Source organism: Bradyrhizobium sp. Ash2021, assembly GCF_031202265.1.
Classification (GTDB): domain Bacteria; phylum Pseudomonadota; class Alphaproteobacteria; order Rhizobiales; family Xanthobacteraceae; genus Bradyrhizobium.
On the sequence record NZ_CP100604.1, the window covers coordinates 7150799 to 7174308 of the forward strand.

25 protein-coding genes are annotated in these 23510 nt (G+C 63.3%); 9 read left to right on the top strand and 16 right to left on the bottom strand.

Going from position 1 to position 23510, the window contains the following annotated elements:
• Positions 1-18: 18 nt before the first annotated feature.
• Both NL528_RS34470 and NL528_RS34475 read left to right on the top strand, forming a co-directional pair.
• Positions 19-999: a tripartite tricarboxylate transporter substrate binding protein gene (locus NL528_RS34470; protein ID WP_309185117.1), complete on the top strand. Its 981-nt coding sequence runs from the start codon at positions 19-21 to the stop codon at positions 997-999.
• Positions 1000-1049: 50 nt separating this feature from the next.
• Complete coding sequence (locus NL528_RS34475) at positions 1050-1985, top strand: DUF1932 domain-containing protein (RefSeq protein ID WP_309178824.1); 936 nt, start codon at positions 1050-1052, stop codon at positions 1983-1985.
• A gap of 134 nt (positions 1986-2119) precedes the next feature.
• Here the strand turns inward: NL528_RS34475 and NL528_RS34480 are convergent, their stop codons facing one another.
• Complete coding sequence (locus NL528_RS34480) at positions 2120-3829, bottom strand: sulfatase-like hydrolase/transferase (protein WP_309178826.1); 1710 nt, start codon at positions 3827-3829, stop codon at positions 2120-2122.
• A gap of 306 nt (positions 3830-4135) precedes the next feature.
• On the opposite strand from NL528_RS34480, the gene NL528_RS34485 reads away from it, so the two are divergent.
• Both NL528_RS34485 and NL528_RS34490 read left to right on the top strand, forming a co-directional pair.
• Positions 4136-4417: a hypothetical protein gene (locus NL528_RS34485; RefSeq protein ID WP_309178828.1), complete on the top strand. Its 282-nt coding sequence runs from the start codon at positions 4136-4138 to the stop codon at positions 4415-4417.
• Between the two features lie 18 nt (positions 4418-4435).
• Positions 4436-4630 carry a hypothetical protein gene (locus NL528_RS34490; protein ID WP_309178830.1) on the top strand — a complete coding sequence of 65 codons (195 nt, stop codon included), beginning with the start codon at positions 4436-4438 and terminating at the stop codon, positions 4628-4630.
• Between the two features lie 61 nt (positions 4631-4691).
• Here the strand turns inward: NL528_RS34490 and NL528_RS34495 are convergent, their stop codons facing one another.
• Positions 4692-4826, bottom strand: a complete 135-nt coding sequence (locus NL528_RS34495; protein WP_309178831.1) for a hypothetical protein — start codon at positions 4824-4826, stop codon at positions 4692-4694.
• A gap of 406 nt (positions 4827-5232) precedes the next feature.
• On the opposite strand from NL528_RS34495, the gene NL528_RS34500 reads away from it, so the two are divergent.
• Positions 5233-5928 carry a Crp/Fnr family transcriptional regulator gene (locus tag NL528_RS34500; protein WP_309178832.1) on the top strand — a complete coding sequence of 232 codons (696 nt, stop codon included), beginning with the start codon at positions 5233-5235 and terminating at the stop codon, positions 5926-5928.
• 63 nt (positions 5929-5991) lie between these two features.
• Positions 5992-6306 (top strand): hypothetical protein, encoded by a 315-nt coding sequence (locus NL528_RS34505; RefSeq protein WP_375143924.1) that lies wholly within the window; start codon positions 5992-5994, stop codon positions 6304-6306.
• An 8-nt stretch (positions 6307-6314) separates the two neighbouring features.
• Here the strand turns inward: NL528_RS34505 and NL528_RS34510 are convergent, their stop codons facing one another.
• From NL528_RS34510 to NL528_RS34525, 4 genes are all read right to left on the bottom strand, one after another.
• Positions 6315-6530 (bottom strand): hypothetical protein, encoded by a 216-nt coding sequence (locus tag NL528_RS34510; RefSeq protein WP_309178833.1) that lies wholly within the window; start codon positions 6528-6530, stop codon positions 6315-6317.
• A gap of 95 nt (positions 6531-6625) precedes the next feature.
• Entirely contained in the window at positions 6626-6994 is a 369-nt protein-coding gene (locus NL528_RS34515) for a lysozyme inhibitor LprI family protein (protein ID WP_309178834.1), read from the bottom strand.
• 5 nt (positions 6995-6999) lie between these two features.
• Positions 7000-7851, bottom strand: a complete 852-nt coding sequence (locus NL528_RS34520; RefSeq protein ID WP_309178835.1) for an SDR family oxidoreductase — start codon at positions 7849-7851, stop codon at positions 7000-7002.
• Between the two features lie 69 nt (positions 7852-7920).
• Positions 7921-9225, bottom strand: coding sequence for an NADH:flavin oxidoreductase/NADH oxidase family protein (locus NL528_RS34525; RefSeq protein ID WP_309178836.1), 1305 nt, complete (start codon positions 9223-9225; stop codon positions 7921-7923).
• Positions 9226-9314: 89 nt separating this feature from the next.
• Between NL528_RS34525 and NL528_RS34530 the strand changes: the two genes are divergently transcribed.
• Positions 9315-9773: a MerR family transcriptional regulator gene (locus NL528_RS34530; RefSeq protein WP_309178837.1), complete on the top strand. Its 459-nt coding sequence runs from the start codon at positions 9315-9317 to the stop codon at positions 9771-9773.
• Between the two features lie 57 nt (positions 9774-9830).
• Here the strand turns inward: NL528_RS34530 and NL528_RS34535 are convergent, their stop codons facing one another.
• Both NL528_RS34535 and NL528_RS34540 read right to left on the bottom strand, forming a co-directional pair.
• Positions 9831-10976 (bottom strand): alpha-hydroxy acid oxidase, encoded by a 1146-nt coding sequence (locus NL528_RS34535; protein ID WP_309178838.1) that lies wholly within the window; start codon positions 10974-10976, stop codon positions 9831-9833.
• A gap of 146 nt (positions 10977-11122) precedes the next feature.
• Positions 11123-12376, bottom strand: a complete 1254-nt coding sequence (locus NL528_RS34540; RefSeq protein WP_309178840.1) for an ABC transporter substrate-binding protein — start codon at positions 12374-12376, stop codon at positions 11123-11125.
• Between the two features lie 382 nt (positions 12377-12758).
• Between NL528_RS34540 and NL528_RS34545 the strand changes: the two genes are divergently transcribed.
• The gene (locus tag NL528_RS34545; RefSeq protein WP_309178841.1) at positions 12759-13844 is read left to right on the top strand and encodes a DUF2336 domain-containing protein; all 1086 of its coding nucleotides are present in this window, start codon (positions 12759-12761) and stop codon (positions 13842-13844) included.
• 108 nt (positions 13845-13952) lie between these two features.
• Here NL528_RS34545 and ilvC read toward each other — a convergent pair whose 3' ends face one another.
• From ilvC to miaA, 8 genes are all read right to left on the bottom strand, one after another.
• Entirely contained in the window at positions 13953-14972 is a 1020-nt protein-coding gene (gene ilvC / locus NL528_RS34550) for a ketol-acid reductoisomerase (RefSeq protein ID WP_309178842.1), read from the bottom strand.
• A 147-nt stretch (positions 14973-15119) separates the two neighbouring features.
• Positions 15120-15722 (bottom strand): LysE family translocator, encoded by a 603-nt coding sequence (locus NL528_RS34555; RefSeq protein ID WP_309178843.1) that lies wholly within the window; start codon positions 15720-15722, stop codon positions 15120-15122.
• An 8-nt stretch (positions 15723-15730) separates the two neighbouring features.
• A complete protein-coding gene (locus tag NL528_RS34560) occupies positions 15731-16606 on the bottom strand; it encodes an EamA family transporter (protein ID WP_309178844.1) in 876 nt (291 codons plus the stop codon).
• Positions 16607-16612: 6 nt separating this feature from the next.
• Positions 16613-17308 carry a class I SAM-dependent methyltransferase gene (locus NL528_RS34565; RefSeq protein ID WP_309178846.1) on the bottom strand — a complete coding sequence of 232 codons (696 nt, stop codon included), beginning with the start codon at positions 17306-17308 and terminating at the stop codon, positions 16613-16615.
• A 3-nt stretch (positions 17309-17311) separates the two neighbouring features.
• Positions 17312-17854, bottom strand: coding sequence for an acetolactate synthase small subunit (ilvN, locus tag NL528_RS34570; protein ID WP_074274080.1), 543 nt, complete (start codon positions 17852-17854; stop codon positions 17312-17314).
• Between the two features lie 23 nt (positions 17855-17877).
• Positions 17878-18864 (bottom strand): threonine dehydratase, encoded by a 987-nt coding sequence (locus NL528_RS34575; protein WP_309178849.1) that lies wholly within the window; start codon positions 18862-18864, stop codon positions 17878-17880.
• A gap of 9 nt (positions 18865-18873) precedes the next feature.
• Positions 18874-20649: an acetolactate synthase 3 large subunit gene (locus tag NL528_RS34580; protein WP_309178850.1), complete on the bottom strand. Its 1776-nt coding sequence runs from the start codon at positions 20647-20649 to the stop codon at positions 18874-18876.
• Between the two features lie 397 nt (positions 20650-21046).
• On the bottom strand, positions 21047-22012 hold the full coding sequence (gene miaA / locus NL528_RS34585) for a tRNA (adenosine(37)-N6)-dimethylallyltransferase MiaA (RefSeq protein ID WP_309178851.1): 966 nt from the start codon (positions 22010-22012) through the stop codon (positions 21047-21049).
• Here miaA and serB point away from each other — a divergent pair.
• Positions 21990-22883 (top strand): phosphoserine phosphatase SerB, encoded by an 894-nt coding sequence (serB, locus tag NL528_RS34590; protein ID WP_309178852.1) that lies wholly within the window; start codon positions 21990-21992, stop codon positions 22881-22883. The genes miaA and serB overlap by 23 nt on opposite strands.
• Positions 22884-23510: the final 627 nt, after the last annotated feature.

The window sequence follows — 23510 nt, forward strand, 5'->3', positions numbered from 1 at the left end:
ATCAAGGAATTGCCTATAGTGTTTTTCAACCGCGCCGCCGCCCGCCTCATTCTGGCGCTTGCCTTGTTCGCACCCGCAGCTTCGCCACAGGCCAGCGCCGCCGGTTACCCCGACCGCTCCGTGCGCATCGTCGTGCCGTTCGGGCCCGGTGGCATTGCCGACACCACGGCGCGCATCGTCGCGGAAAAACTCGGCGACAAACTCGGGCAGCGCTTTTACGTCGAGAACCAGCCCGGCGCCGGCGGCATCGCCGCGGCCCGAACCGTGATCTCGTCGCCGCCCGACGGCTACACCCTGGCGCTGCTCTCCAATGGTACCGCGATCAGCGTCTCCCTGTTCAAGAAATTGCCGTTCGATCCGCTGAAGGACTTTGCGCCGGTTTCCAGCCTGGGGTTCTTCGATTTCATCTTCGCGACGGGATCCGGCTCGGAATTCAAAACCCTTGGCGACTTCATCGCTGCGGCAAAGGCAAAACCCGGCGCGCTCAATGTCGGGACCATCAATATCGGCAGCACCCAGAACCTGTCGGCCGAATTGTTCAAGACGCTGGCCGGGATCGATTTCACCATCATTCCCTTTCGAGGCACGCCCGAGGTGATGGTATCGCAGCTGCAGGGCGACATCGCGCTGATGATCGACGGCTATTCCTCGATGAAGGGCAATCTGGCCGACGGGAAATTGCGGGCGCTGGCGTCGTCGGGTCTGGTGCGATCGGAAAGCACGCCCGAGCTCGCCACCGTGCGCGAAAGCGGGGCTACCGGTTACGACGTGGTGTCCTGGAATGCGCTGTTTGCCCCGGCCGGCACGCCGCCGGAGATCGTGAACACGCTCAACGCCGCGTTGCGGGCTATACTCGCTGACGCCGAGGTGAAAAGGCGGCTGCTCGAACTCGGCATCGAGGCCAAGGCCAGTACGCCGCAGGAGATTTCGGCCCGGTTGCAGTCCGACATCGACAAGTGGCAGAGGGTGATCGAGAAGGCCGGAATTCAAAAGCAATAACCGCGTGGCGCTTCACCGGGCAACCGCGCCGAATATGGAGATCGTTTGGAATGACCGCGACATCGACCGAACCCAGGCATTGGAATATCGGCCTCGTCGGCTATGGCGAAGTGGGCCGGATTCTCGCCGAGGATTTGCGCAAGCAGGACGTCAAGATCGCCGCCTACGATATCAAGCTGCGCAGCGACCAGGCCGGCGGCGCGTTGCGCGATCACGCCGCCACGCATGGGGTTGCGCTGACGACGTCGCATGCCGATCTCGCTGCGCAATCCGACTTCATCGTTTCCGCCGTCACCGCGAGCCAGGCCGTCCCGGTCGCGGAAGCCTGCGCGCCGGCGGTGAAGCAGGGCGCCTGGTTCCTCGACTTCAATTCGGCTTCGCCCGGCGCCAAGCAGCGCGCGGCGGCGCTTATCGACGGCAAGGGCGGCCGCTATGTCGAGGGCGCCGTGATGACGTCGATCCCGCCCTACCGCATCAATGTGCCGTTGCTGCTGGGTGGCGCTGGTGCGGCGACGCTGGCGCCACTGCTGGTGGAGCTTGGCTTCGACGCCAAGGTGGCGAGCCAGGAACTGGGCGTCGCCTCGGCGGTGAAGATGTGCCGCAGCGTGATGATCAAGGGCATGGAGGCGACGGTGATCGAGGCCTTCACCACCGCCCGTGCCTACGGCGTCGAGGACGCGGTGCTGGCCTCGCTGAAGGAAACCTTTCCCGGCATCGATTGGGAGAAACAGGGCGCCTATTTCTTCCAACGCGTGATCGAGCATGGCCGCCGCCGCAGCGAGGAGGTTCGCGAAGTCGCCGAGACCGTGCGCGAGGCCGGCCTGGCGCCATGGTCGGCGCAAGGCACCGCCGAACGCCAGGCTTTTATCGCCGACCTCGCCGACGAAGGCCTGTTCGGGGCGAAAGGCACCGCGGCCTTTGCCCGCAGCGCGGACTGGCGCGTGGAAGCGGACCGGATACTTGGCGCGGTGAAGAGGAAGGGCTGAGCGGTCCTCCAACGTCATTGCGAGGAGCGAAGCGACGAAGCAATCCATTCTTTCTTGGCGCTGCCCGATGGATTGCTGCGCGGAGCCTGTCATCGGGCGCGCATTCGCGCGACCCGGTGGCTCGCAATGACGTCCTACAGCCCCTTGATCATCCCGGCGTCGATCAGCAGCCGGTTGAAGCGCCTCGCCTCCGCGCCGTCCTTGCAGTCGTAGAACCGCCCCTGGCAGCGGAGCATGATGCTCTTCTGCTCTTCGAAAGACGGATCGAGTGGAATCCCGGCGGCTTCCTGGATCACCAGCGGCAAATAGGCCGCGTCGATGGTGTCCATCACGGCCGGACTCTTCACCGGCTCGAAATTGACGGCATCGATGGCATAATAGGTCCCGTAATAGCGCGGATCGTAATTCTCCAGCTTTTTGCCGACGCTGGCCTCGTCGAGGCCGGGGTCGAGCACATGCGGCGAGAATTCCGGCTGGTGATCGCCGTAGCGCACGATCAGGAACGGCTGTGCCGGAAATTTCTTCTTCAGCCCGGCGATAAAGGCCGAGAAATCGTTGGCGCTCATCGTCTGCCGGCGCAGATATTCGTCGACCACCGGCTCGTTGCCGGGCTTGCGCCAGGACGGCATCAGGTCGGGCCGGAACCGGGTCTCCCAGGGAAAATGATTGGCCGCCAAATAGACGAAGGTGAACAGCGGCGTCCCCTGCGGCTGCTCGGCGATCAGCTTCAGAGCCTTGTCGTAGAAGAAGCTGTCCGGCTCGACGTCTTTGGCGTGGAGATCATGCGCGTCGTAGAAATGCTGGATGCCGGTCGTGATCTGGAAGCTGCGCGCACTCATGAAGGCGCCGAATGCCGGATAGAGCGACAGCGTGGTGTAGCCGCAGCGGCGCAGCGCCAGCGGCAATCCGCGCTCGACGCGGCCCGAAGCGATCCGGGTGACGAAATAGGCGAACCGGCCGAACGAGCGCGAGGAGAGGCCTGCGAGCACGTTATATTCGGTGAACCAGCTCGGCCCGCCATTGCTCTCGGCGAGGAAGGTGCGCTCCTTGCCGTCGAACGATTGGAAATGGCTGCCATAGCCTGCGGGCACCTTGATGCCCTCGGCCTGACGGATGTCGAAGCTCGACTCGTCATGGATCATGATGATGTTCGGCCGCCGTCCGGCCGGATGGCAGGAATCCAGCAGCGGCACCTTGAGGCGCTCGGTGGCGACCGCGTCCGATTCCATGAACCCGTAATTGATGAAGTCGGATACCGCGGTCACGCCGGAGCGGGAAAATTTCGACAAATAGCCGTCGTCGTAATACCCGCGCCAGGCCTCATCCGGCCAGGCGAGGGCGTATCCGACCAGGGCGGCAAGGCAGGCGAGGCAGCAGGCCAGCGCCGGCAACCGGCGGATGCGAAACGGATCGAGCCACCACAGCGCATACATCAAGGGGATGGTGACGAGGCCGGCCCCGATCACCGACCAGCGCAGATTGGGGAAGATCGTAAACAGGAAGGCGGCGGTATCGCGATCGATGACCATCAGGTCGACGAAGTTCGCGGTCATCTGCACTACGTCGTGCTTGAGCCGCGACAGCAGCACCAAAACCACCACCAGCGTCAGCGACAGCGCGCCCGACAGCGCCGGGCGCCGCAATAGCGCGATGAAGAAGAAATTCAGGATCCCCCACGACAGCAAAAAGCCGGTGCGCGCGCCGAAATCGGTCTCGGTCTGCAGCATGATGGCGAGCGCGGCCAGATGGGGTGCTGCCACGGCCAACAGCCGCCAGATGCCGATCGCGGCGATGCCGCCGGCAATGGCGGTAGCGGAGGAGCCTTGATTCGGCGGGGGCGCCATGGGCGGGACGCAACATTACCCGGCGCAATGCTAATGCCTTGGCTGGCGACGACCAGGAGACGCACGGCGCATCCGGAAGCTGCGTCGCGTCATAAAAATGTAGTGGAACCGTCATGAACAGGCAATGAATTTGCCGGTGGCAGCCAGGTTCTGGCGGTTCGCGCGAGCTCGAGCGCGCGACACCATCCCAGGCGGGGCCGTCCGGCCTCATCCGACCACCTGCCGGCAGTCCCAATTTCGAGGGTTTTGTCGGCGACCGGACAGACAGGCTTTTCAGATCGGCGCTAGTTTTGAGCCATGGCCGGGATGAGGAAACCCGATCCGGAACTACTGCCTATCCACCGTCCGCGCTGTCCCGACTGCCACACGCGGATGATAACGGCTGACGTCACGGCCGGACCGGAAGGTTTCGAGCACCGCAGCTATCAATGCCCAGGCTGTGCTCACACCGAAACCAGGATCGAGCCGATCGATCCGCTCGAGGCCGACGCCGCGGGCTGGGTCGCCGCCGAGCCCGGACAGCCGGCAACCGCACCGGGCTCAATCCCGAACGCCCGGCCACCAATCCAGCCCAAATCGACGCATTGAAGCCGAAGAACTGAAGCGATGGCCCGACCGATCAAAAACCCGCGGCCCAAACTCGATCTGGAGACCGAGGCGCTGGCAGCGCTTGAACAAGCCCGCGCGCTGGCACCCGGGCCTGAGCGGATCGAAGCGATGAAACGCGCCGGCGTTCTCAGGAATGCGGTGGACATGCAGGGACTGTTGTTTGCGAAGCGGGGCAGACCGCCGAAGATGTGAATTGCGCTGCGGCTGGCATCTACGCGGCCAGTTAACCCTGCGCGCGCTCCACGCCGCCTGCTCAACCCGTCCCGGCTACGAACAGGATCACGAGGAAGGCGCCGATCGCGATCATCGCGGTCAGCGCGCAGGCTATTGCAACGCGTATCATGATCTGGATCAGGCTGAGGTCTTGCTCAGAGCGGCGGCCGGACATTGGTCGTTAGCCGTTCAACAGTTTTCGATTTCAGCGGATCTGCGACCGTCCGGGTCTCGATGAGCTCGCATTTCGCGCATTCGAAGGTCCGCTCCTCCGACCCGTCAGGCAGGGGCGCGATACGCGCGAGCATCATCCGGGTTTGGCACCGGCGGCAACGCGGACGCTCGATCAAAGTAAGCATGCCTCACTGACCCAATCCAAACGCTGAGCCGCAGCAGAACTGTGCGCCAAATAGTTTGTTCGAAAGACTCCGCCCGTCTGTCCGGTACCTGACACAAGCGGAAATAATTCCCTTGCTATGTCCGCTACCTGTCGTACCGTCCAGGAATTATCGGGTATCGCGCCCAAGACACCGATAGCTGAGAGTTCTTCGCGCTCTCGCCTGTCGTCAGGAGCGCATTTTATGAAGAATCTTTTGCTCAGCCTGCTCCCTGCTTCCGATCTGAAGCTTCTCGCACCGCATTTGAAGCCCGCATATTTCGAACAGCATCACCTGTTGTTCGAGGCGGACGAGCGAATCGGTTACGTCTACTTTCCGACCGGTGCCGTCGTATCGCTCGTCGTCACCCTTTCAACCGGAGAAATCATCGAAGCGGCGATGGTCGGTGTGGATGGCGTTTTAGGGGCTTCCGCGGCCCTCGACGGAAAAATATCGCTGAGCCGCGGCATCGTTCAACTCGCCGGCGAAATCGCCGTCTGCGATATCGACGCGCTGAAATCCGCGGCCTTGCAGAGCACCAAATTGTTTTCGCTGCTCATTCGACACGAGCAAACCGTGTATGCCCAGGCGCAGCAGTCGGCAGCGTGTTTCGCCACCCACCAGGTCGAGGCAAGGTTGTGCCGCTGGCTGCTTCGCGCGCGGGATTTGTCGGCGAGCGACAATCTCCCCTTCACGCAGGAATACCTCGCGGAGATGCTGGGGGTCAGACGGACGAGCGTGACGGAAGTCGCGCATACGCTGCAGGAAGCGGGGTTGATCAAATATGCCCGCGGCAAAATTCAGATCGTGAACGCGGGCGGTTTGAGGGCGAGCGCCTGCGAATGCTACGCTTCGGTCAAGGCGCACTATCAAAAGCTGATCGGACCCTCTCCAAGATAGGTTACCGCGCCACCGCGCCGGGTCGATTGGCAATATCCTCAATGAACAGATCGCTTCGCGGCGATGGATCCCGCGGGCTTTGCCGCCGCGACGTCGCTGGCCTCCTACATCTTCGGCGGCATCGGCTACGTCGTCATCATCGCGATGACCGCAACCTCGTTCGATCGCACCGCCGCGGCGATCGGCCCGCGCGCCTGGCGCAGGCTGCATCTCGCAGCCGGTTATTATCTGCTGTTTCAGTTCATGGTCTCGTTCGGCAAGCAGATTCCCGACATGCCGCCATATGCGCTGTTCCTGATCCCGCTGCTGACGGTGTTTGCGCTGCGGATGATCAGCATGGCGTCGGCGCGAACGCCGCATGCTGTCGGGGCCGGATAGCGCGGGCCTCAGTCGTCCCCGAGCAAATGGAACTTGCGGCCAAGCTGGTGGTGAATGGTGATGACCGCCCGGTCGACGTCACTGATCAGGCTATCTCCGAGGACGACATTCGGGATTTCCCAGTTGCGAGTTCCACGCGCATTCGGCAACGCGTGAAGATCGGTGATGACAGCTGTTTCGCATCCCGGCTGGTTGCGAAGCGCTTCGTTCGCGAGCTGGGCCAATTCCGCCTTGTTCCTGCCAATTGTCATGATCACTCCAGTCGAGCGGGAATGCGCGAGACTCCTGCGAAACCGGTGTTTCAGGCAGGTTTGGCTTTTTATTGGTGGCCGATATCTTCCAGTTCCTTGGCACGCGCTTGCGTCATGTTGCGCATGCATTCGCCGGCATCGATACGGGCGATGGTGCCCTCGCCCATGCCGTAATACAGGCAATTGGCGTCGCGGTACTGGATCCATAGCCGCTGCGCCGCGCGCAGCTGATCGCGCTGCTGCGGCACCGCATCCTTCAAGGCTTGCTGGTAAGCGACCGTCATCCGCTTGTCCCATTGCGCCGTCTTCGCCTTGAGACACTCGACCATCTCGAAGGTGTTGCCGTCGCAGGATTTGTCGGGATCGCCCTGGTCGCCGGCATGGGCCGCCGACGCCAGCGCGACAAGCGAGGCGATGACAATCAATCGTCCCGGCATGATGGTCACGCCGGCGGCATCAGGCGGAGGCGCTTGGCGATGATCCTGTCGAGCATCCGTTTCGGCAGGATCGCCATCATCAGGTACCGCATCGAGTCCGGCGTGATCTGGTAGCGCACCCTGGGATTGGCCGATGTCAGCGCCTCGGCGATCCGCTCGGCGATCTTCTCCGCCGGCAATCCGGTTTCGCCAAGCTTGAGCATGTATTTCCGCATCCCCTTCAGCGCCGGAAAATAGGGCGAGTTCTGGTAGGCGGAAATATCGACTTCCTCGGCCTTGCTCCAGATCGGGGTCTTCACCGCACCGGGAGCGACGATGATGACATCGATGCCGAACAGCATCAGCTCGCGGCGCAAGCTTTCGGACAGCCCCTCGATCGCATGTTTCGACGCCGAATAGGCCGACGTCAGCGGATTGCCATTTTTGCCGGCGACCGAAGAGATCATCACGATGCGCCCCTTCGGTCCCTTCAGCGACGGATCGGAGCCGAGCAGCGGACCAAACGCCTGCGTCGCGATGATCGGCCCGATGACGTTGACATCCAACTGGCGGCGGAATTCGTCGGCGGCGAGTTCGAGCACCGGGCCGGCAACCGCGATGCCGGCATTGTTGACGAGTCCGGAGAGCGTTTCGCCGTCGAGGGCGTTGCGGACCTCGCGCGCCGCCGCCAGCACCGCGGCCTCATCGGTGACGTCGAAAATCAGCGGCGTGAAGTTTGCGCCGAACTCGCCCTTGAGGCGGTCGGCGTCCGCCTGCTTGCGCACGCTGCCGAAAACGCGAAATCCGCGGGCCAGCAGCAGTTTTGCGGTAGCCCAGCCGATGCCGGTGGACGCGCCGGTGATGACGACAGATTTCATGATAAAATTCCTCTCCCGACGGTTTTCTAGCACTCAGCGCCAAAAAACCAGTCCCGGCCGCACATAAAATCATGCGCTGGACGGTACGAGCCGTGCCTGTGACACCCAGGCCCGGTAAAGCCGGGTGCGCCGTTTGGTGATGATCTGCTGGCGGATCAATGCCAGCAGTGGACTGGCGTCAGCTTTCGGCTGCCGGCGCTTGCCGAGGCGGCGCAATTGCAGCTTCACCAGCGCCATCCTCGCAAGGCTTGCATAGGCCTTGTTGCGCCAGCCGACGCGCGGGATATCGATCTCAAGCGCTTCGCCGCGCTTCCATCGTTCGGGCAGCTTCGGCTCGAACGCCATGGCGCTGGCGATGCCGACCATGGCGACGCCCGGCCTGCCCCCGCTTGGCTTCAGCGCCTGCTCGGCCACGGCGCGCCGGCGGATACCGCCGGTGACCATGACCGGCATCCGCGCCACCGCGCTGATGTCGCGGGCAAAGTCGAGAAAATAAGCTTCGCGCGCAGCGGTGCTGCCGGCCTGCGGCGCGCCTTCCGTGGCCTGCGGCGCGCCTTGCATCGCCGGGCTTTCGTAACTGCCGCCGGACAATTCCACGAGATCGACCGGCAACTCGTTGAGCCAGCGAACTACCTGCACGGCATCCGACGCCTCGAAGCCGCCCTTCTGGAAATCGGCCGAGTTCAGCTTGACCGCGACCGAGAGGCCGGGTGAGACCACGGCTCGCACGGCCTTGACCACATCGAGCAGGAGCCGCGCGCGATTCTGCAACTCGCCACCCCATGCATCGGTGCGCCGGTTGGTCAGCGGCGAAAGAAACTGGCTGATCAGATAGCCGTGGGCGGCATGGATCTGCACACCGGAAAAGCCGGCGGCCTCGGCCAGTCGGGCGGTGGTGACGAAACGCCCGACAATCGCAGCAATGCCCGCTTCATCCAGCGCGCGCGGCACCGGAAACAGATGCGAATAAGCGCCCATGTTGACGCCGATGGCCGACGGCGCCACCGCCTCTTGCCCCATCGCGGCAAAGACCTGCCGGCCAGGATGGTTGATCTGCAGCCAGGCCTGGTTGCCACCACGCCTCGCCGCCCGCGCCCAGGCCTTGAATGGCTCGATCGGCTGGCGCTCGTCGAGCACCACGCCGCCGGGTCCGGTCAGCGCCGTTGGATCGATCATCACATTGCCTGACAGGATCAGGCCGACGCCACCCTGGGCCCAGCTTTCGTAGAGCCGCCGCAGGCTTTCGCCCGGGATCTGGCCGCTATCCGCCATGTTCTCTTCCATCGCCGCCTTCGCAATACGGTTGGGAACGACCGCGCCGTTCGGCAGCGTCAGGGGAGCGAACAGCGACGACGGCGGAATGGGTGTGTGCATGGATTGACCTTGAATTCGGTGACGGATGAGCGCAGGTTACACCTTCAACCTAACTTGAAGGTCAAGCTAATTCGAAGGAGGCAACGGCCATGCAGATCGGTGAACTGGCGCGGCGGTTCGGGGTGGCGCCGTCGAAAATCCGCTTCCTGGAGGACGAAGGCCTGGTGCGTCCGGTGCGCAGGACCAAGGCCGGCTACCGTGAATATGACGAGAGTTCGGCTGAGGCGCTGACGATGATCCTGCAGGCGCAATCGCTCGGCTTTACGCTCGACGAGATCAAGGGAGCGCTGGCGGAGACCAGGGATCATGGCCTGCGCCGCGACTATTTGATCGGGCATATCGCGCGGAAGCTGAACGAGCTCGACCGTCACATCGTGCAGGCGCAGGAGTTGCGCGCCCGGCTGGTCTGCGCCAGCAACGAGCTCAAGGCGCGCATGAAGAGCGGCGCGAAATGCGACGCAAGGCCTTCGGCGCCGTCGCCGATTGGGACCAACAGACCGCGCGCCGCGACGCCGGCCCGTCGTCGACCAACGACGATGGCGGGATGAGAAATGCTCTTCGCGGCAACAATCCTGCCCAGCGCTCCCCCGAAACCCGCGAGGCAATTATCTAAACCGCAGATTTTCACGTGAGAGCTGATTGATCGCCGTGCAGCCCATCAGCTTCATTCCGCGCTCGATCTCCGCCCGCATCAGCCCAAGCGCCCGCTCGACGCCGGCCTGCCCCGCCGCCGCGAGGGGATAAAGATAGAGGCGTCCGACCCCGACGGCTTTGGCGCCGAGCGACAGCGCCTTCAGGACGTGGGTGCCGCGCTGGATTCCCCCGTCCATGATCACGTCAATTCGATCCCCCACCGCGTCCACGATCTCGGCCAGCTGATCGAAAGCTGCCCGCGAGCCGTCGAGCTGCCGGCCGCCATGGTTGGACAGCACGATACCGGCGCAACCGATCTGAACCGCGCGTTTCGCATCCGCCACCGTCATGATCCCCTTCAGACAGAACTGACCATTCCATAGCTGGACCATTTCGGCGACGTCGTCCCAGTTCATGGACGGGTCCAGCATCTCGGTAAAGTACCTGCCGATCGACACCGCTCCACCGCTCATGTCGACGTGCTGGTCCAGCTGCGGCAGTTTGAAGCGCTCATGCGTCAGGTAGTTGATGCCCCACATCGGCCTGATCGCGAACTGCAGCATCCCGCCGGGCGTCAGCCTGAAGGGGATGGAAAACCCGGTGCGCAGGTCGCGCTCGCGATTGCCGCCCGTGATGCTATCCACGGTCAGCATCATGACCTCGACCCCGGCCTCTTTGGCACGTTGCATCATCGCACGGTTGAGGCCGCGATCCCGGTGATAATAGAATTGATAGACCTGCGGCGTATCGTGCGCCTTGCGCAATTCCTCGATGCTGACCGTGCCAAGCGAGGATACGCCGAACATCGTACCGTACTTGGCCGCAGCCGCCGCGACGGCGCGTTCGCCGTCGTGATGGAACAGGCGCTGCAGCGCGGTGGGCGAGCAATAGACCGGCATTGCCAGCTTCTGCCCCAGCACGGTCACCGACATATCGACGGTCTCCACGCCGCGGAGGACGCTGGGCAGCAGGTCGCAACGCTCGAAGCTTGCCGTGTTCCGACGATAGGTCACCTCGTCGTCAGCTGCGCCGTCGATATAGTCGAAGATCGGACCCGGAAGCCGTCGTTGCGCCAGCCGTCGGAAATCATGAAAGTTGTGACAGTCGCGCAAACGCATATCGTACCCCGCAGTCGCGCGAGCCCCGGCGGTACTGCGCGTTCAGGAAGCGATGCTACCCGCTGGCCCGTGTTTGCACCATGCCGATGGCCCATGGCGGGCGCCGGCTCCGCTCCTGCCCCAAAGGGGAAGCCGAAGCACTGCCCCTACTCCGCATGCCCGTCGATGATCGGGCCGAACAGCTGCCATTTCGCGCCGGTGAACTTCATCATCTGGACCTGCTCGATCGGATAGAAATCGGTTGGCGAGGTCTTGATGCGGATGCCCGGGATGTAGGTGTTGATCTCGAAATCGAGATTGGCCACCACGTTCATGACGTTCTCGCGCGTCAGATTGTCGCCGCACCGTTTCAGCACCTCAACCAGGGCGGTCGAGGTGTTGAAAGCCGTCAGCGGTCCGCTCTCGGACTTGTCGGCTTCCGGATAATACTTGGCCATGAAGGCGCGGTATTTCTGCATGCCGGGATAGCTGTCCCATTGCGGATCGGTGACATCCATCTGATAGCCGGCGCTCAGGATGCCGGTGGCATTGTCGAGGCCCGCGGGCTTCAGCACCGCGCCGACCGAGGCCGACACGTTGGTCATGATCTGGATCGGGTGCCAGCCGAGCTCGGCAATTTTCTTGATGGCCTGCGCCGCGAATTTCGGCGTGCCGATATTGACGAAGATGTCGGGGTTGGCGGTCTTGATCGCGACCACCTGCGAATCCACCGTCGGCATGCTGATTTCATAGGGCACGCTGGCGACGACCATGCTGTCATACTTGTCGCGCAGCACGTCCTTCAGGCCCAGCACGTAGTCCTTGCCGAAATCATCGTTCTGATAGAGCACGCCGATTTTGGCGTTGGGATAATGCTGCAGGATGTAGGTCGCGTAGATGCGCGCCTCGGCCCGGTAGTTCGGCTGCCAGCCGATGGTCCACGGAAAATGCTCGGGGTCGCCCCAGCGCGAGGCGCCGGTGGCGACGAACAGTTGCGGCACCTTCATCGTGTTCAAGTATTTCTGGATCGCCGCATTGCTCGCGGTGCCGAGCGGCGCGAAAATCAAAAACACCTCGTCGCTCTCAACCAGCTTGCGCGCCTGCTCCACCGTCTTCGGCGGGCTGTAGGCGTCGTCGTAGCTGATGAAGTTGATCTTGCGGCCGTTGACGCCGCCATTGTCGTTAATCATGCGGAAATAGGCACTCATCGTCTTGCCGATAATGCCGTAGGCCGAAGCAGGCCCCGAATACGGCATGATGTTGCCGATCTTGATTTCCGTGTCGGTGACGCCGGTGTCGTATTTCTTTTGCGCGACGGCCGACACCGTCGTCAGGGCAATGATCAGTCCGGAAAGTCCAAGCGCCCTGACCAGCGCCCTGACGAAATTTGTCGTGAAGAAATCCTTAAGCGTACGCTTCATGAGTTTCCTCCCCCCGGTGCGGGCAAATTTGACGGCTTTTGTCGGACAGTTTCCTCGAGCGGTTTTTTTCGGAACGGCACCAAGGATAGCAGCCGGACCGGGTTACCGAAAGCCGCGGCCCGCCCCGAATTGCGATCACCAGAGACCATTTGCCGCGCGAAGGGCGTCCGGCTGCAGCGCAGCAAGAGCGACAGGGTTACCGGAATCTCTCCGCGCAACGAATGATTTTGCTGCACGTGCTCACGTGAAAAACAGAATAATTACAGTTGCCTAACGCTCAGCTTCACTCCGTGCCATTGACGGACGCCGCTTTAACGCGAGTGTAAGGCGGCGACCGTCATTGTCTGGCTCAAAGCTTGATTCTGTCCCTGGACTTCCGTGCATGCAGCAACAGCCCGCTCATTCGATCATCGCCGAACTCGAGGAGGCCGTCCGGGGCGGCTCGTCAGCCAAACGGGTCGAAACCCTGCGACAGGTGACGGATCTCTTCCTTAACGACGGCGACCGCCTCAGCGACGAGCAGGTCCAGGTTTTCGACGACGTGCTGTGCCTTTTGATCGCCCGCGTCGAAACGCGCGCGAGGGCCGAACTCAGCAAGCGGCTGGCGCCGCTCGATTACGCGCCGTTCGAGGTTATCCGGCATCTCGCATGGGACGATGAAATCGCCGTCGCCGGCGACGTGCTCACCCATTCCAGCCGCCTCGGAACCGAGGCCCTGGTCGAGATTGCAAGCACCAAGGGCCAGTCCCATCTGCTGGCGATTTCAGCCCGCGAAAACCTGCCGGAGGCTGTCACCGACGTGATCGTCAATCGCGGCGAAGCCAGGGTCATTCGCAGGCTTGCAAACAACGCCAGCGCGCGGTTCTCCGAGACCGGCTATTCCGGCATCGTGGCGCGCGCCGAAGGCGACGACGAACTGGTCGAGATCCTCGGCCTTCGCCTCGATCTCCCGATCAAGTTCCTGCATGACCTGCTGCGCCGCGCCAAGGACGCGGTGCGCGCCCGGCTGATGGCCATTGCGCCGCCGGCACTGCTCGAGGAAATCAAGCGGGTGCTGAACGACATCGTGCGCGGGGAAGATTCATCGGCGCGGAATTTCGAGGTAGCCGAGCAGCTCGTCAAGCTGATGAAGGAGTTGCACGAGCTGGACGACGCCGCCGTCTTCACGTTCGCCGAAGCCAGGAAATTCGACGAAATCGCAGCCGCGCTCGCGCTTCTCAACGACGCCCCGACCGAAATGATGGCCCGGCTGCTGGAAGGCCCCCGCGCCGATCTGGTCCTGATCCCCTGCAGGTCGGCCCGCCTGAACTGGCCAACCGTCGAAACGATCCTTCGCAACCGGCCTGCGCCGCGCCCGATCGACGAACCAACGCTGAAGGTGGCGGAGCGGGATTACAGGAAGCTGTCGATGGAGACGGCCCAGCGCACCGTGCGTTTCTGGCGGCTCCACAACAGGATCGAGAAATAGCCCTGAGAGGCGCCTTGTCGTGACAGGCGCGCCGGCGCCGTCGCGGCGCAAACAAAAAGGGCCGCGCGATGCGCGACCCCCGATGTAGACGCAAGCGGATAAGAACGATCAGTTCTTCGTCTTGTCGACCAGCGCGCCCTTCTTGATCCACGGCATCATGTCGCGGAGCTTTTCGCCGACTTCCTCGATCGGATGGGCGGCAAGCTTGGCGCGCGTTGCCTTGAACGAGGTCTGGTTGACCTTGTTCTCCAGCATCCAGTCGCGCGCGAACTTGCCGGACTGGATGTCGTTGAGCACCCGCTTCATCTCCTTCTTGGTCTCGTCGGTGACGATGCGCGGGCCGGTGACGTATTCGCCGTATTCGGCGGTGTTGGAGATCGAGTAGTTCATGTTGGCGATGCCGCCTTCATAGATCAGGTCAACGATCAGCTTCACCTCGTGCAGGCACTCGAAATACGCCATTTCGGGCGCGTAGCCGGCTTCCACCAGCGTCTCGAAGCCGCCCTTGATCAGCTCGACCAGGCCGCCGCACAGCACCACCTGCTCGCCGAACAGATCGGTCTCGCATTCTTCCTTGAACGAGGTCTCGATGATGCCGGCGCGGCCGCCGCCGATCGCCGAGGCGTAGCTGAGGCCGAGGTCGTGGGCATTGCCCGAGACGTCCTTCGCAATCGCGATCAGGCAGGGCACGCCGCCGCCGCGCTGGTATTCCGAGCGCACGGTGTGGCCGGGGCCCTTCGGCGCGATCATCAACACGTCCAGATCCGCACGCGGGTCGAGCAGGTTGAAATGCACGTTGAGGCCGTGCGCGAACACCAGCGCCGCACCCTTCTTCATGTTGTCGTGCAGGTGATCGCGGTAGATATCGCCCTGCAGTTCGTCGGGGGTCAGCATCATCACCAGATCGGCCCATTTGGCGGCTTCGGCGACTTCCATCACCTTGAAGCCGGCGGTCTCCGCCTTCTTGGCCGAGGCCGAGCCCTTGCGCAGCGCGATGGCGACGTCCTTGACGCCGGAATCCTTCAGGTTCAGCGCATGGGCGTGGCCCTGGCTGCCATAGCCGACGATGACGACCTTCTTGCCCTTGATCAGGTTCAGGTCGGCGTCGCGATCGTAATAAACACGCATAGTGGTTTCCTCTTTGGGGGCCGGAAATGGCCGATTAAATCAGGCTTTCGGGTGGGTAGGACCGCCGGGCGCCCGCGAATTTCCGGCGTTGTCTAGAGCATTTTGGCCCTCAGGGGAAACCCCCATCTCGCATGGCGCGGTGCGGCATCATGCGTCCATGAAGACGGGATAGAGTGAGGCCAGCAGCAGCAAGGCCATGATGATATTGAACGCCCGCACCAGCCTCCGGGAGGTCAGGACCGGCCGCAGCGCGCTCCCGAACAGCGCCCAGGCGGTGCATGAAGCCACTCCCAGAATGAGGCTGAGCCCGACCTGGATCACGATGTTCCAGGGATAGGCGGCAATCGCCGCATAGGCGGTGATGGTGCCGATCACCATGACCCAACCCTTGGCGTTGACCCATTGGAACATGGCCGCGCCCCAGAAGGTCATCGGCCCGCGCCGGTTGTCCTGTTCCGGCGCCACCGGGTCGGACATCGCGATCGCCAAGGCCAGATAAATCAGATAGGCGACCCCGGCGTATTTGAGGATCGTCTGCAGCACCGGGTAGGCGATGAAGATGGTGCCCAGACCTACGCCCACCGCGCCCACCATAAAGGCGAAGCCGATCGTGATGCCGGCGACATGCGGCAGCGTCCGGCGGAATCCGTAAGTGAGTCCCGACGACAGCAGCATGATGTTGTTCGGCCCCGGCGTGAAGAACATCACGGTGGCAAACATCACGAAGGCGATCAGCAGCGAATGCGACATGGCGGGGCTCACGCGATCTTCGGCAGAGTTTGCGCACGTCTCGACAGCAGCATCACGGCGATGCCGCCGACCACGGTGACCATTCCGGCGAGCCGCAGCGGCCCAAAGGTTTCGCAGAACGCGACGCTCGACGCCGCCGAACCGACGAACGGCACCAGCAGCGCAAACGGCACCACCTGTGCCGCGGTGTAATCCCGCAACAGCCGGCCCCACAGCCAGTAGGCGATGCTGGTCGAAATCCCGCCGAGGCCGAGCATGCAGACAAGGCCGGTCAGCGACATCTGCGTCAGCGCGTGCCAGGTCGGCTGCGGCCCGTTGCTGACCAGCGTCAGCGCGAACAGCGGCACCGCGGCTACCAGGCACAGCCACGCGAACAGGTCGAACATCCGCACGTCCTGCGCGCGCCGCAGCAAGAGATTGCCGACTGCAAAACTGACCGGCGAGATCATCAGGACCGCGAACGCGCCGACGCTGAAATCATAGCCGACGGTGCCGCAGATCATCAGCAGGCCGACGGTCGCAATGGCGATGCCAATGGTCTGCATCCGCGTCGGCAATTCGGCGAACAGCAGCGCCGCAAAGCCGATGGTGAACAGCGCCTGGCTCTGCACGATCACGCTGGTCAGCCCGACCGGAACGCCCTGCGCAATGGCAATGGATTGCGCCAGGAACTGACCGAGAAACAAGGTAAAACTGATCGCGATCAAGAGCGGCCACGAAACGTCAGGCCTGCGCACGAACAGGCACGGCACCGCGGCGATGGCAAAGCGCAGCGTCGTCATCAGCTCCGGCGAAAATTCGTTGAGCGCGATCCGGCTCGCGACGAATGCAAGCCCCCAGATCACCGCCACCAGGACGGCGATGCAAACATCGGCCGGCTTCATTTTTTTCTAGCTCTGTTGGTCCGGCTTTGGTTTGCGCAAGAGATAGGTGCCGTGCAGCGGCGCGTGGTAATCGACCGATTCCAGCGTGAAGCCGACGTCGGTCAACATGCGCTCGACCACCCAGCCGAAGGTCGAATATTCGTCCCGCATGTGGGTGACCACGCTCTCGCGCTCGAAATCATGATTCTTGACGGAGAAATCGGCCCACGCCTCGACGTCGCGCTCGACGCCGTCGGGCATACTGACGAAGACGATGTCGCGAAGATAGAAATTGGCGCCGGGTTTCAGCGCGGCATAGATCCGCGCCAGCGCCACCGCCTTCCAGAAATCCGGCAGATGATGCAGCGTGAACTCGCTGACGATCAAATCATAGGAATTCGGCTGGTAGGCGAAGCTCAACAGGCCCGCCGGCTGGGTGCGGATCGCGACCCTGCGGTCCTTGGCCTGGATATTGGCGAGCGCCAGCATCGCCGGCGAAACATCGATCGCGTCGACTTCGGCGCCCATCAGCGCCGCTTCAACGGCCAGCATGCCGTTGCCGCAGCCGATATCGGCCACCCGCCAGCCGCGCTGTACGCCCAGCATGGTCAGCGCCGCGCGGGCGCGGATATCGCTGTCGTCATGCCGGTCGTAGATCGACGCAACCGCAGAATCCAAGCCAAGCTGCCGCCGTTGATTGTAATACCAGTCGCGCGCCAGCATGGTTCACATCCCCTCCGGCCCGCGCCCGATCGCGGCAACCCCGGTGCGCGACACCTCGACGAGGCCGAGTGGACGCATCAGGTCGATGAATTGGTTGATCTTGGCGGAATTGCCTGTGATCTCGAACACAAAGCTCTCGGTGGTGGCGTCGATCACGCGGGCGCGGAACGCGTCCGCCAGCCGCAGCGCCTCGACGCGGTTGTCGCCGCCACCGCGCACCTTCACCATGGCGAGCTCGCGCTCGATCGAGCGGCCGGTCAGCGTCATGTCGACGACCCGGTAGACCGGGACCATGCGGTCGAGCTGATGCTTGATCTGCTCGATCACCATCGGCGTGCCCGTGGTGACGATGGTGATGCGGGAGAGATGTTTCTGGCTCTCGGTCTCGGAGACGGTGAGACTTTCGATGTTGTAGCCGCGGCCGGAGAACAGCCCGATCACGCGGGCGAGCACGCCCGGCTCGTTCTGCACGAGCACCGAGAGCGTGTGCGACTCGGTCGGATCGTGGCGCTCTTCGAGGAAGTAGGCGGATGCGGGCTGGTTCATTGTCGTCCCCTTGATACTTTCCTTCACGCCATCGCTTTTTCTGCAGCGGCAGCGGCATCCGTCCCGACCCATCGGCGGAACAGATCGAAATCGATATTGCCGCCGCTCAGGATCAGGCCAACCCGCTTGCCGCGATTGCCGGCCTTGTCCTGCAGCGCCGCGGCAAGCGGAGCAGCGCCCGCGCCTTCGGCAAGATTGTGCGTGTCGGTCCAGTAGATCCGGACGGCGGCGGCGATCTCGTCGTCGGTGACCTGGACGATCCGCGACGCGCCCTTGCGGATGATCGCCAGCGCATCGGCGACGGGAATCCGCGTCGCCATGCCGTCGGCCAGCGTATTACCGGTTTCGGTCGTCACCACCGTGCCGGCCGCGAACGACAGCGCGTAGGACGGCGCCTCGGTCGATTGCACGCCGACGATTTCGGTTTTGAGGCCGAGCAGGTCGCGCGCCAGGATGCAGCCGCAGATGCCGGAGCCCAGCCCGATCGGCACATAGAGAACGTCGAGGTCCGGTGCGGTCCTGAACAGTTCGAGCGCGTAGGTCGCAACCCCGAGCACGAGGTCGGCGTGGAATGACGGCACCATGTGCAGGCCTGCGAACTGGGCGCGTCGAACCGCCTCGTCCCGCGCCGCCTCGAAATCCTCGCCGTGCTCGACCAGTTCGGCGCCGAACGCCCGCATCGCACGGTTCTTCTCGACCGAATTGCCTGATGGCACACAGATCGTCGCCCGCAATCCGTGGCGGCGCGCCGCAAACGCGAGACTCTGGCCATGATTGCCGCGCGTGGCGGAGATGATCCCGGGTGAATTGGGCTGCTCGCGCTTCAGGCGCTCGAGATAGACCAGCCCGCCGCGCACCTTGAAGGCGCCGATCGGCGTATGATTTTCATGCTTGACCACGACATCAGTGCCAAGTCGCTCAGCGAGCAGCGGCCAGGCATGCGCCGGGGTCGGCGGCACCGCGGCGCCGACGATCCCATGCGCACGTTCGAGTTCCCTGAGATCAAACATCCGTTCGCCTCACACCAGCGCCTTGCCGCCGGCGAAGGCGGACGCGGTGGCCTCATCGGTTGCTTCAGCCGGCAGCAGCATTTCGTTATGCGCCTTGCCGGACGGGATCATCGGGAAGCAGTTTTCCAGCGCCGCCACCCGGCAGTCGAACAGCACCGGGCGCTTGATCGAGATCATCTCCTTGATGGCACCATCGAGATCACCCGGCTTGATCGCCTGCAGGCCGACGCAGCCGAAGGCGTCCGCGAGCTTGACGAAATCCGGCAGCGCCTCCGAGTAGGAGTGCGACAGCCGGTTGCCGTGCAGCAGCTGCTGCCACTGCCGGACCATACCCATGTACTGGTTGTTCAGGATGAAGATCTTGATCGGCAGTTCATATTGGACCGCCGTCGACATCTCCTGCATCGTCATCTGCACCGAGGCGTCGCCGGCGATATCGATCACGAGACTGTCGCGGTGCGCGACCTGCACGCCCAGCGCCGCCGGCAGGCCATAGCCCATGGTGCCGAGACCGCCGGAGGTCATCCAGCGGTGCGGTTCCTCGAAACCGAAGAACTGCGCCGCCCACATCTGGTGCTGGCCGACTTCGGTGGTGATGTAGGTGTCGCGCCCGCGGGTGGCCTCGAACAGGCGCTCGATGGCAAATTGCGGCAGGATGATATCGCTGTTCTTCCTGTAGGACAGCGAATTGCGCGCGCGCCACTTTGCAATTTCCTGCCACCAGGCCTTGATATCCGGCTTCTTCGCCTCGGCCTTGAACACCTGCAGCAGGTCGCCGAGTATGTTGCCGGCGTCGCCGATGATCGGCACGTCGACGCGGATGTTCTTGTTGATCGAGGACGGATCGATGTCGATGTGGATCTTCTTCGAATTCGGCGAGAACGCATCGACGCGTCCGGTGATGCGGTCGTCGAAGCGCGCGCCGATGCACAGCATGACGTCGCAATCATGCATCGACATGTTGGCTTCGTAGGTGCCGTGCATGCCGAGCATGCCGAGCCAGTTCTTGCCGGTCGCCGGATAGGCCCCCAGCCCCATCAGGGTCGAGGTGATCGGAAAGCCGGTGGCTTCGACCAATTCGCGCAGCAGCTTTGACGCTTCGGGTCCGGAATTGATGACGCCGCCGCCCGAATAGATCACCGGGCGCTTGGCCGACGCCAGCAGCGCCACGGCTTTACGGATCTGCGCCGCGTCGCCCTTGACCCGCGGCGTGTAGGACACGTGCACGTCCGATTTGCGCGGCGGATGGTAAGTGCCGGTCGCAAATTGCACGTCCTTGGGCACGTCGACCAGGACGGGCCCCGGACGGCCGGTGGTCGCGACATAGAACGCCTCGTGCAGCACTTTTGCGAGGTCGTTGACGTCGCGCACCAGCCAATTGTGCTTGGTGCAGGGCCGGGTGATGCCGACGGTGTCGCATTCCTGGAACGCGTCATTGCCGATCAGGTGCGTCGGCACCTGGCCGGTGATGCAGACCAGCGGAATCGAATCCATCAGCGCGTCCGTCAGCGGCGTCACCATGTTGGTGGCGCCGGGACCCGAGGTCACCAGCACCACGCCCGGCTTGCCGGTCGAGCGCGCATAGCCTTCGGCGGCGTGGCCGGCGCCCTGCTCGTGCCGGACCAGGATGTGCTCGACCTCGCTCTGCTGGAAAATCTCGTCATAGATCGGAAGCACCGCGCCGCCGGGATAGCCGAACAGGTGCTGCACGCCATGATCGATCAGCGCGCGCACGATCATCGCGGCGCCGGTCATCTGGTTCGGATCGTGGCTCTTGTCGGTCATGGCTTACTCCGGATGCGCTGTCCCAGCGCGGCTTCGTCAGTTTCAGTTTTGGGAAATAAAAAAGGGCCTTAAGAGGCCCCATGCACACCGCCCGAATTTGGATGGCCTCAGCCATCCCCGGCGGTGCGCCTGGGTACGACTACGATAAGGAGTTTGGTAATAATATTACGCATTTAGCGGCTCGGACTTCCCAAAGGTTGCGCGTTTATAGCCGCCAGACCCCCGAAGTCAAGGGAAGGCGGCCACTCGGCGCGATTTTTGGAGTTTAGCGGGGTTCCTGGCTTTCGGCGAGTGCGAATTTCGCCGTTCCAGCCATGCGCGGGGCGGCCCCCACCGTCATTGCGAGCGAAGCGAAGCAATCCATGGTGCGGCAAAGGAAGGGTGGATTGCTTCGTCGCTACGCTCCTCGCAATGACGGAAACATAGCCGAAACCCACCCCCTCGCCGCTTCCGGCTTCACCCATTCGAACTCCGGCAATTGATGCCGGAACCAGGTGAACTGCCGTTTTGCGTAATGCCTCGTATCGGCCCGGCCGATTTCCGCCGCCTGCTCCAGGGTGATCTCGCCCTGCAAGTGCCGGATCAATGTCGGCACGCCATGGGCCTTCATCGCCGGCAGCAGCGGATCGAGCTTTCGTGCGGCGAGTGCGGCGACTTCTTCGCGCGCGCCGGCGGCAAGCATCGCATCGAACCGCGCATCGATCCGCGCGTAGAGTTCTTCGCGCTCGGGCGCGAGGAATACCGCGCTGAATTGACCCGGCGGCAACAATGGTGGCAGGCCTTCGCGATGCCAGTCGGTCAGCGAACGGCCGGTGGCTTCGACGACTTCAAGCGCGCGGGCGATCCGGGTGCGGTCGCGCGGTTTCAAGCGTTCGGCCGCGACGGGATCTTTCAGCGCCAACGCCGCATGCAGCGCTTCGACGCCGTCGCGCTCCAGCCTTGCGCGCACGCCCTCGCGCACTTCGGCAGCGATCGGCGGCACCGCCGAAAGCCCTCGCGTCAGCGCCTTGAAATAGAGACCGGAACCACCGGTGAAAATCGGCAGCCGGTTTAGCGCCCGCGCCTCCGCCAATGCCTTCGCGGCGTCGTTCACCCACGCACCGGCCGAAAAATTCACGGCGGCGTCGACATGGCCGTAGAGCCGGTGCGGCGCCTGCGTCTCCTCTTCTTGTGTCGGCCGCGCGGTGAGGATGCGGAGATCGCGATAGACCTGCATGGAATCGGTGTTGATGACCACACCGCCGGTTTTTTGCGCCAAATCGAGCGCCAGCGCCGACTTGCCGCTGGCGGTCGGCCCTGCGATAAGCACCGCCTTGCCCTCAACTTGCGAATTCGCCCGCATGTCCCTCGTCGCCACGCTCATCTGCAATCCCGCCAACCCCGCCCTCGACTCCACCATCGTCGACGGCGCGCTGGCCGTTCTGCCCTCGCCCGGCAGGGCGCAGTGGCTGTTCGACGAAGTGGCGGTCGATATTCCCTTCGATGGAAGCGAGGATATCAAGGCCATCGAGAACCGCCTGCGCCAGGCGCGCGGCGATCTGCCGATCGACATTGTCGTGCAGCCTCGGGCGGTCAGGCGCAAGAAGCTTTTTCTCGCCGACATGGATTCCACCATGATCGGCCAGGAATGTATCGACGAGCTGGCCGACTTCGCCGGGCTGAAAGCCCATGTCGCCGCCATTACCGAACGCGCGATGCGCGGCGAGATCGCGTTCGAGCCGGCGCTGCGCGAGCGTGTCGCGCTCTTGAAGGATATGCCGGTCGGCGTGGTCGATGAAGTGCTGGCAAAACGCATCACGCCGACTCCGGGCGGCCGCGAGCTGGTCATGACCATGCGCGCGCACGGCGCCTATACCTGCCTGATCTCGGGCGGCTTTACGCTGTTCAGCAACGCGGTCGCGGCGATGATCGGATTCCAGGAGAACCGCGCCAATGAATTGAAGGTGCGCGACGGCAAGCTCACCGGCGAAGTCACCGAGCCGATTTTGGGCCGCGCCGCCAAGCTTGCGACCCTGATCGAACTCACGGAGTCGTTCGATCTCGACGAGATCGACACGCTGGTGGCCGGCGACGGCGCCAACGATCTCGGCATGATCGAGGCCGCCGGCCTCGGGGTTGCCTATCACGCCAAGCCCGCGGTCGCCGCAGCCGCCGCCGCGCGGATCGATCATGGCGACCTCACCGCGTTGCTGTATGTGCAGGGCTATCGGCGCGACGAGTTTGTGGAGGGATAGCGCAACGAACTCAGTCGTCATGCTCGGGCTTGATGAGAGTGGTTGTGTCTTCATTCGCATACACAGCTTCGCGGTCTCGCCGCATGATTTGCGCGAGGTTTTCGGTAAACATGCCGCCCGTCTGAAATCAGAGGGCGCAGGGAACGCCGGATGCACGCTGCACCCGCGGTCTCGTGTGCAAACATGCACAAAAAAACGCACACGAGCATACAGGTTCAGCGGAGGCAATCCGGCATTCCCTGCGCAATGGTTTTACGGCTTATAACGTGCTCTCCCCGGCGATCGGGCTTTCTTGTCACCGTCGCCTCGCGGATACTTCCGCGAGACTTGACGCCAGCGTCGGGGCGTCAGGACCACACGACTTCGCCGTCCGCCTCACGCGCTGTTCGTCAATAGCGCATCAGCGTCCACCGCATCCCACCGCACGTTTCGTGACGATCGCGAGCCGCCCCTCTTGTCGGGTGAGACGGGCGGAGAAACACCACTGATTTGCCCGACGCGACAAGAGGAATATTTTTTAGCCGAGGGCTGGACAGGTTTTTACTGATTTGCCCGTCGCGTTGTTTTGTCGCAGCCGCGGCATCGAATTGTCCTTGCACTCGCCGCGAAGCAGCTTCGTAGGGTGAA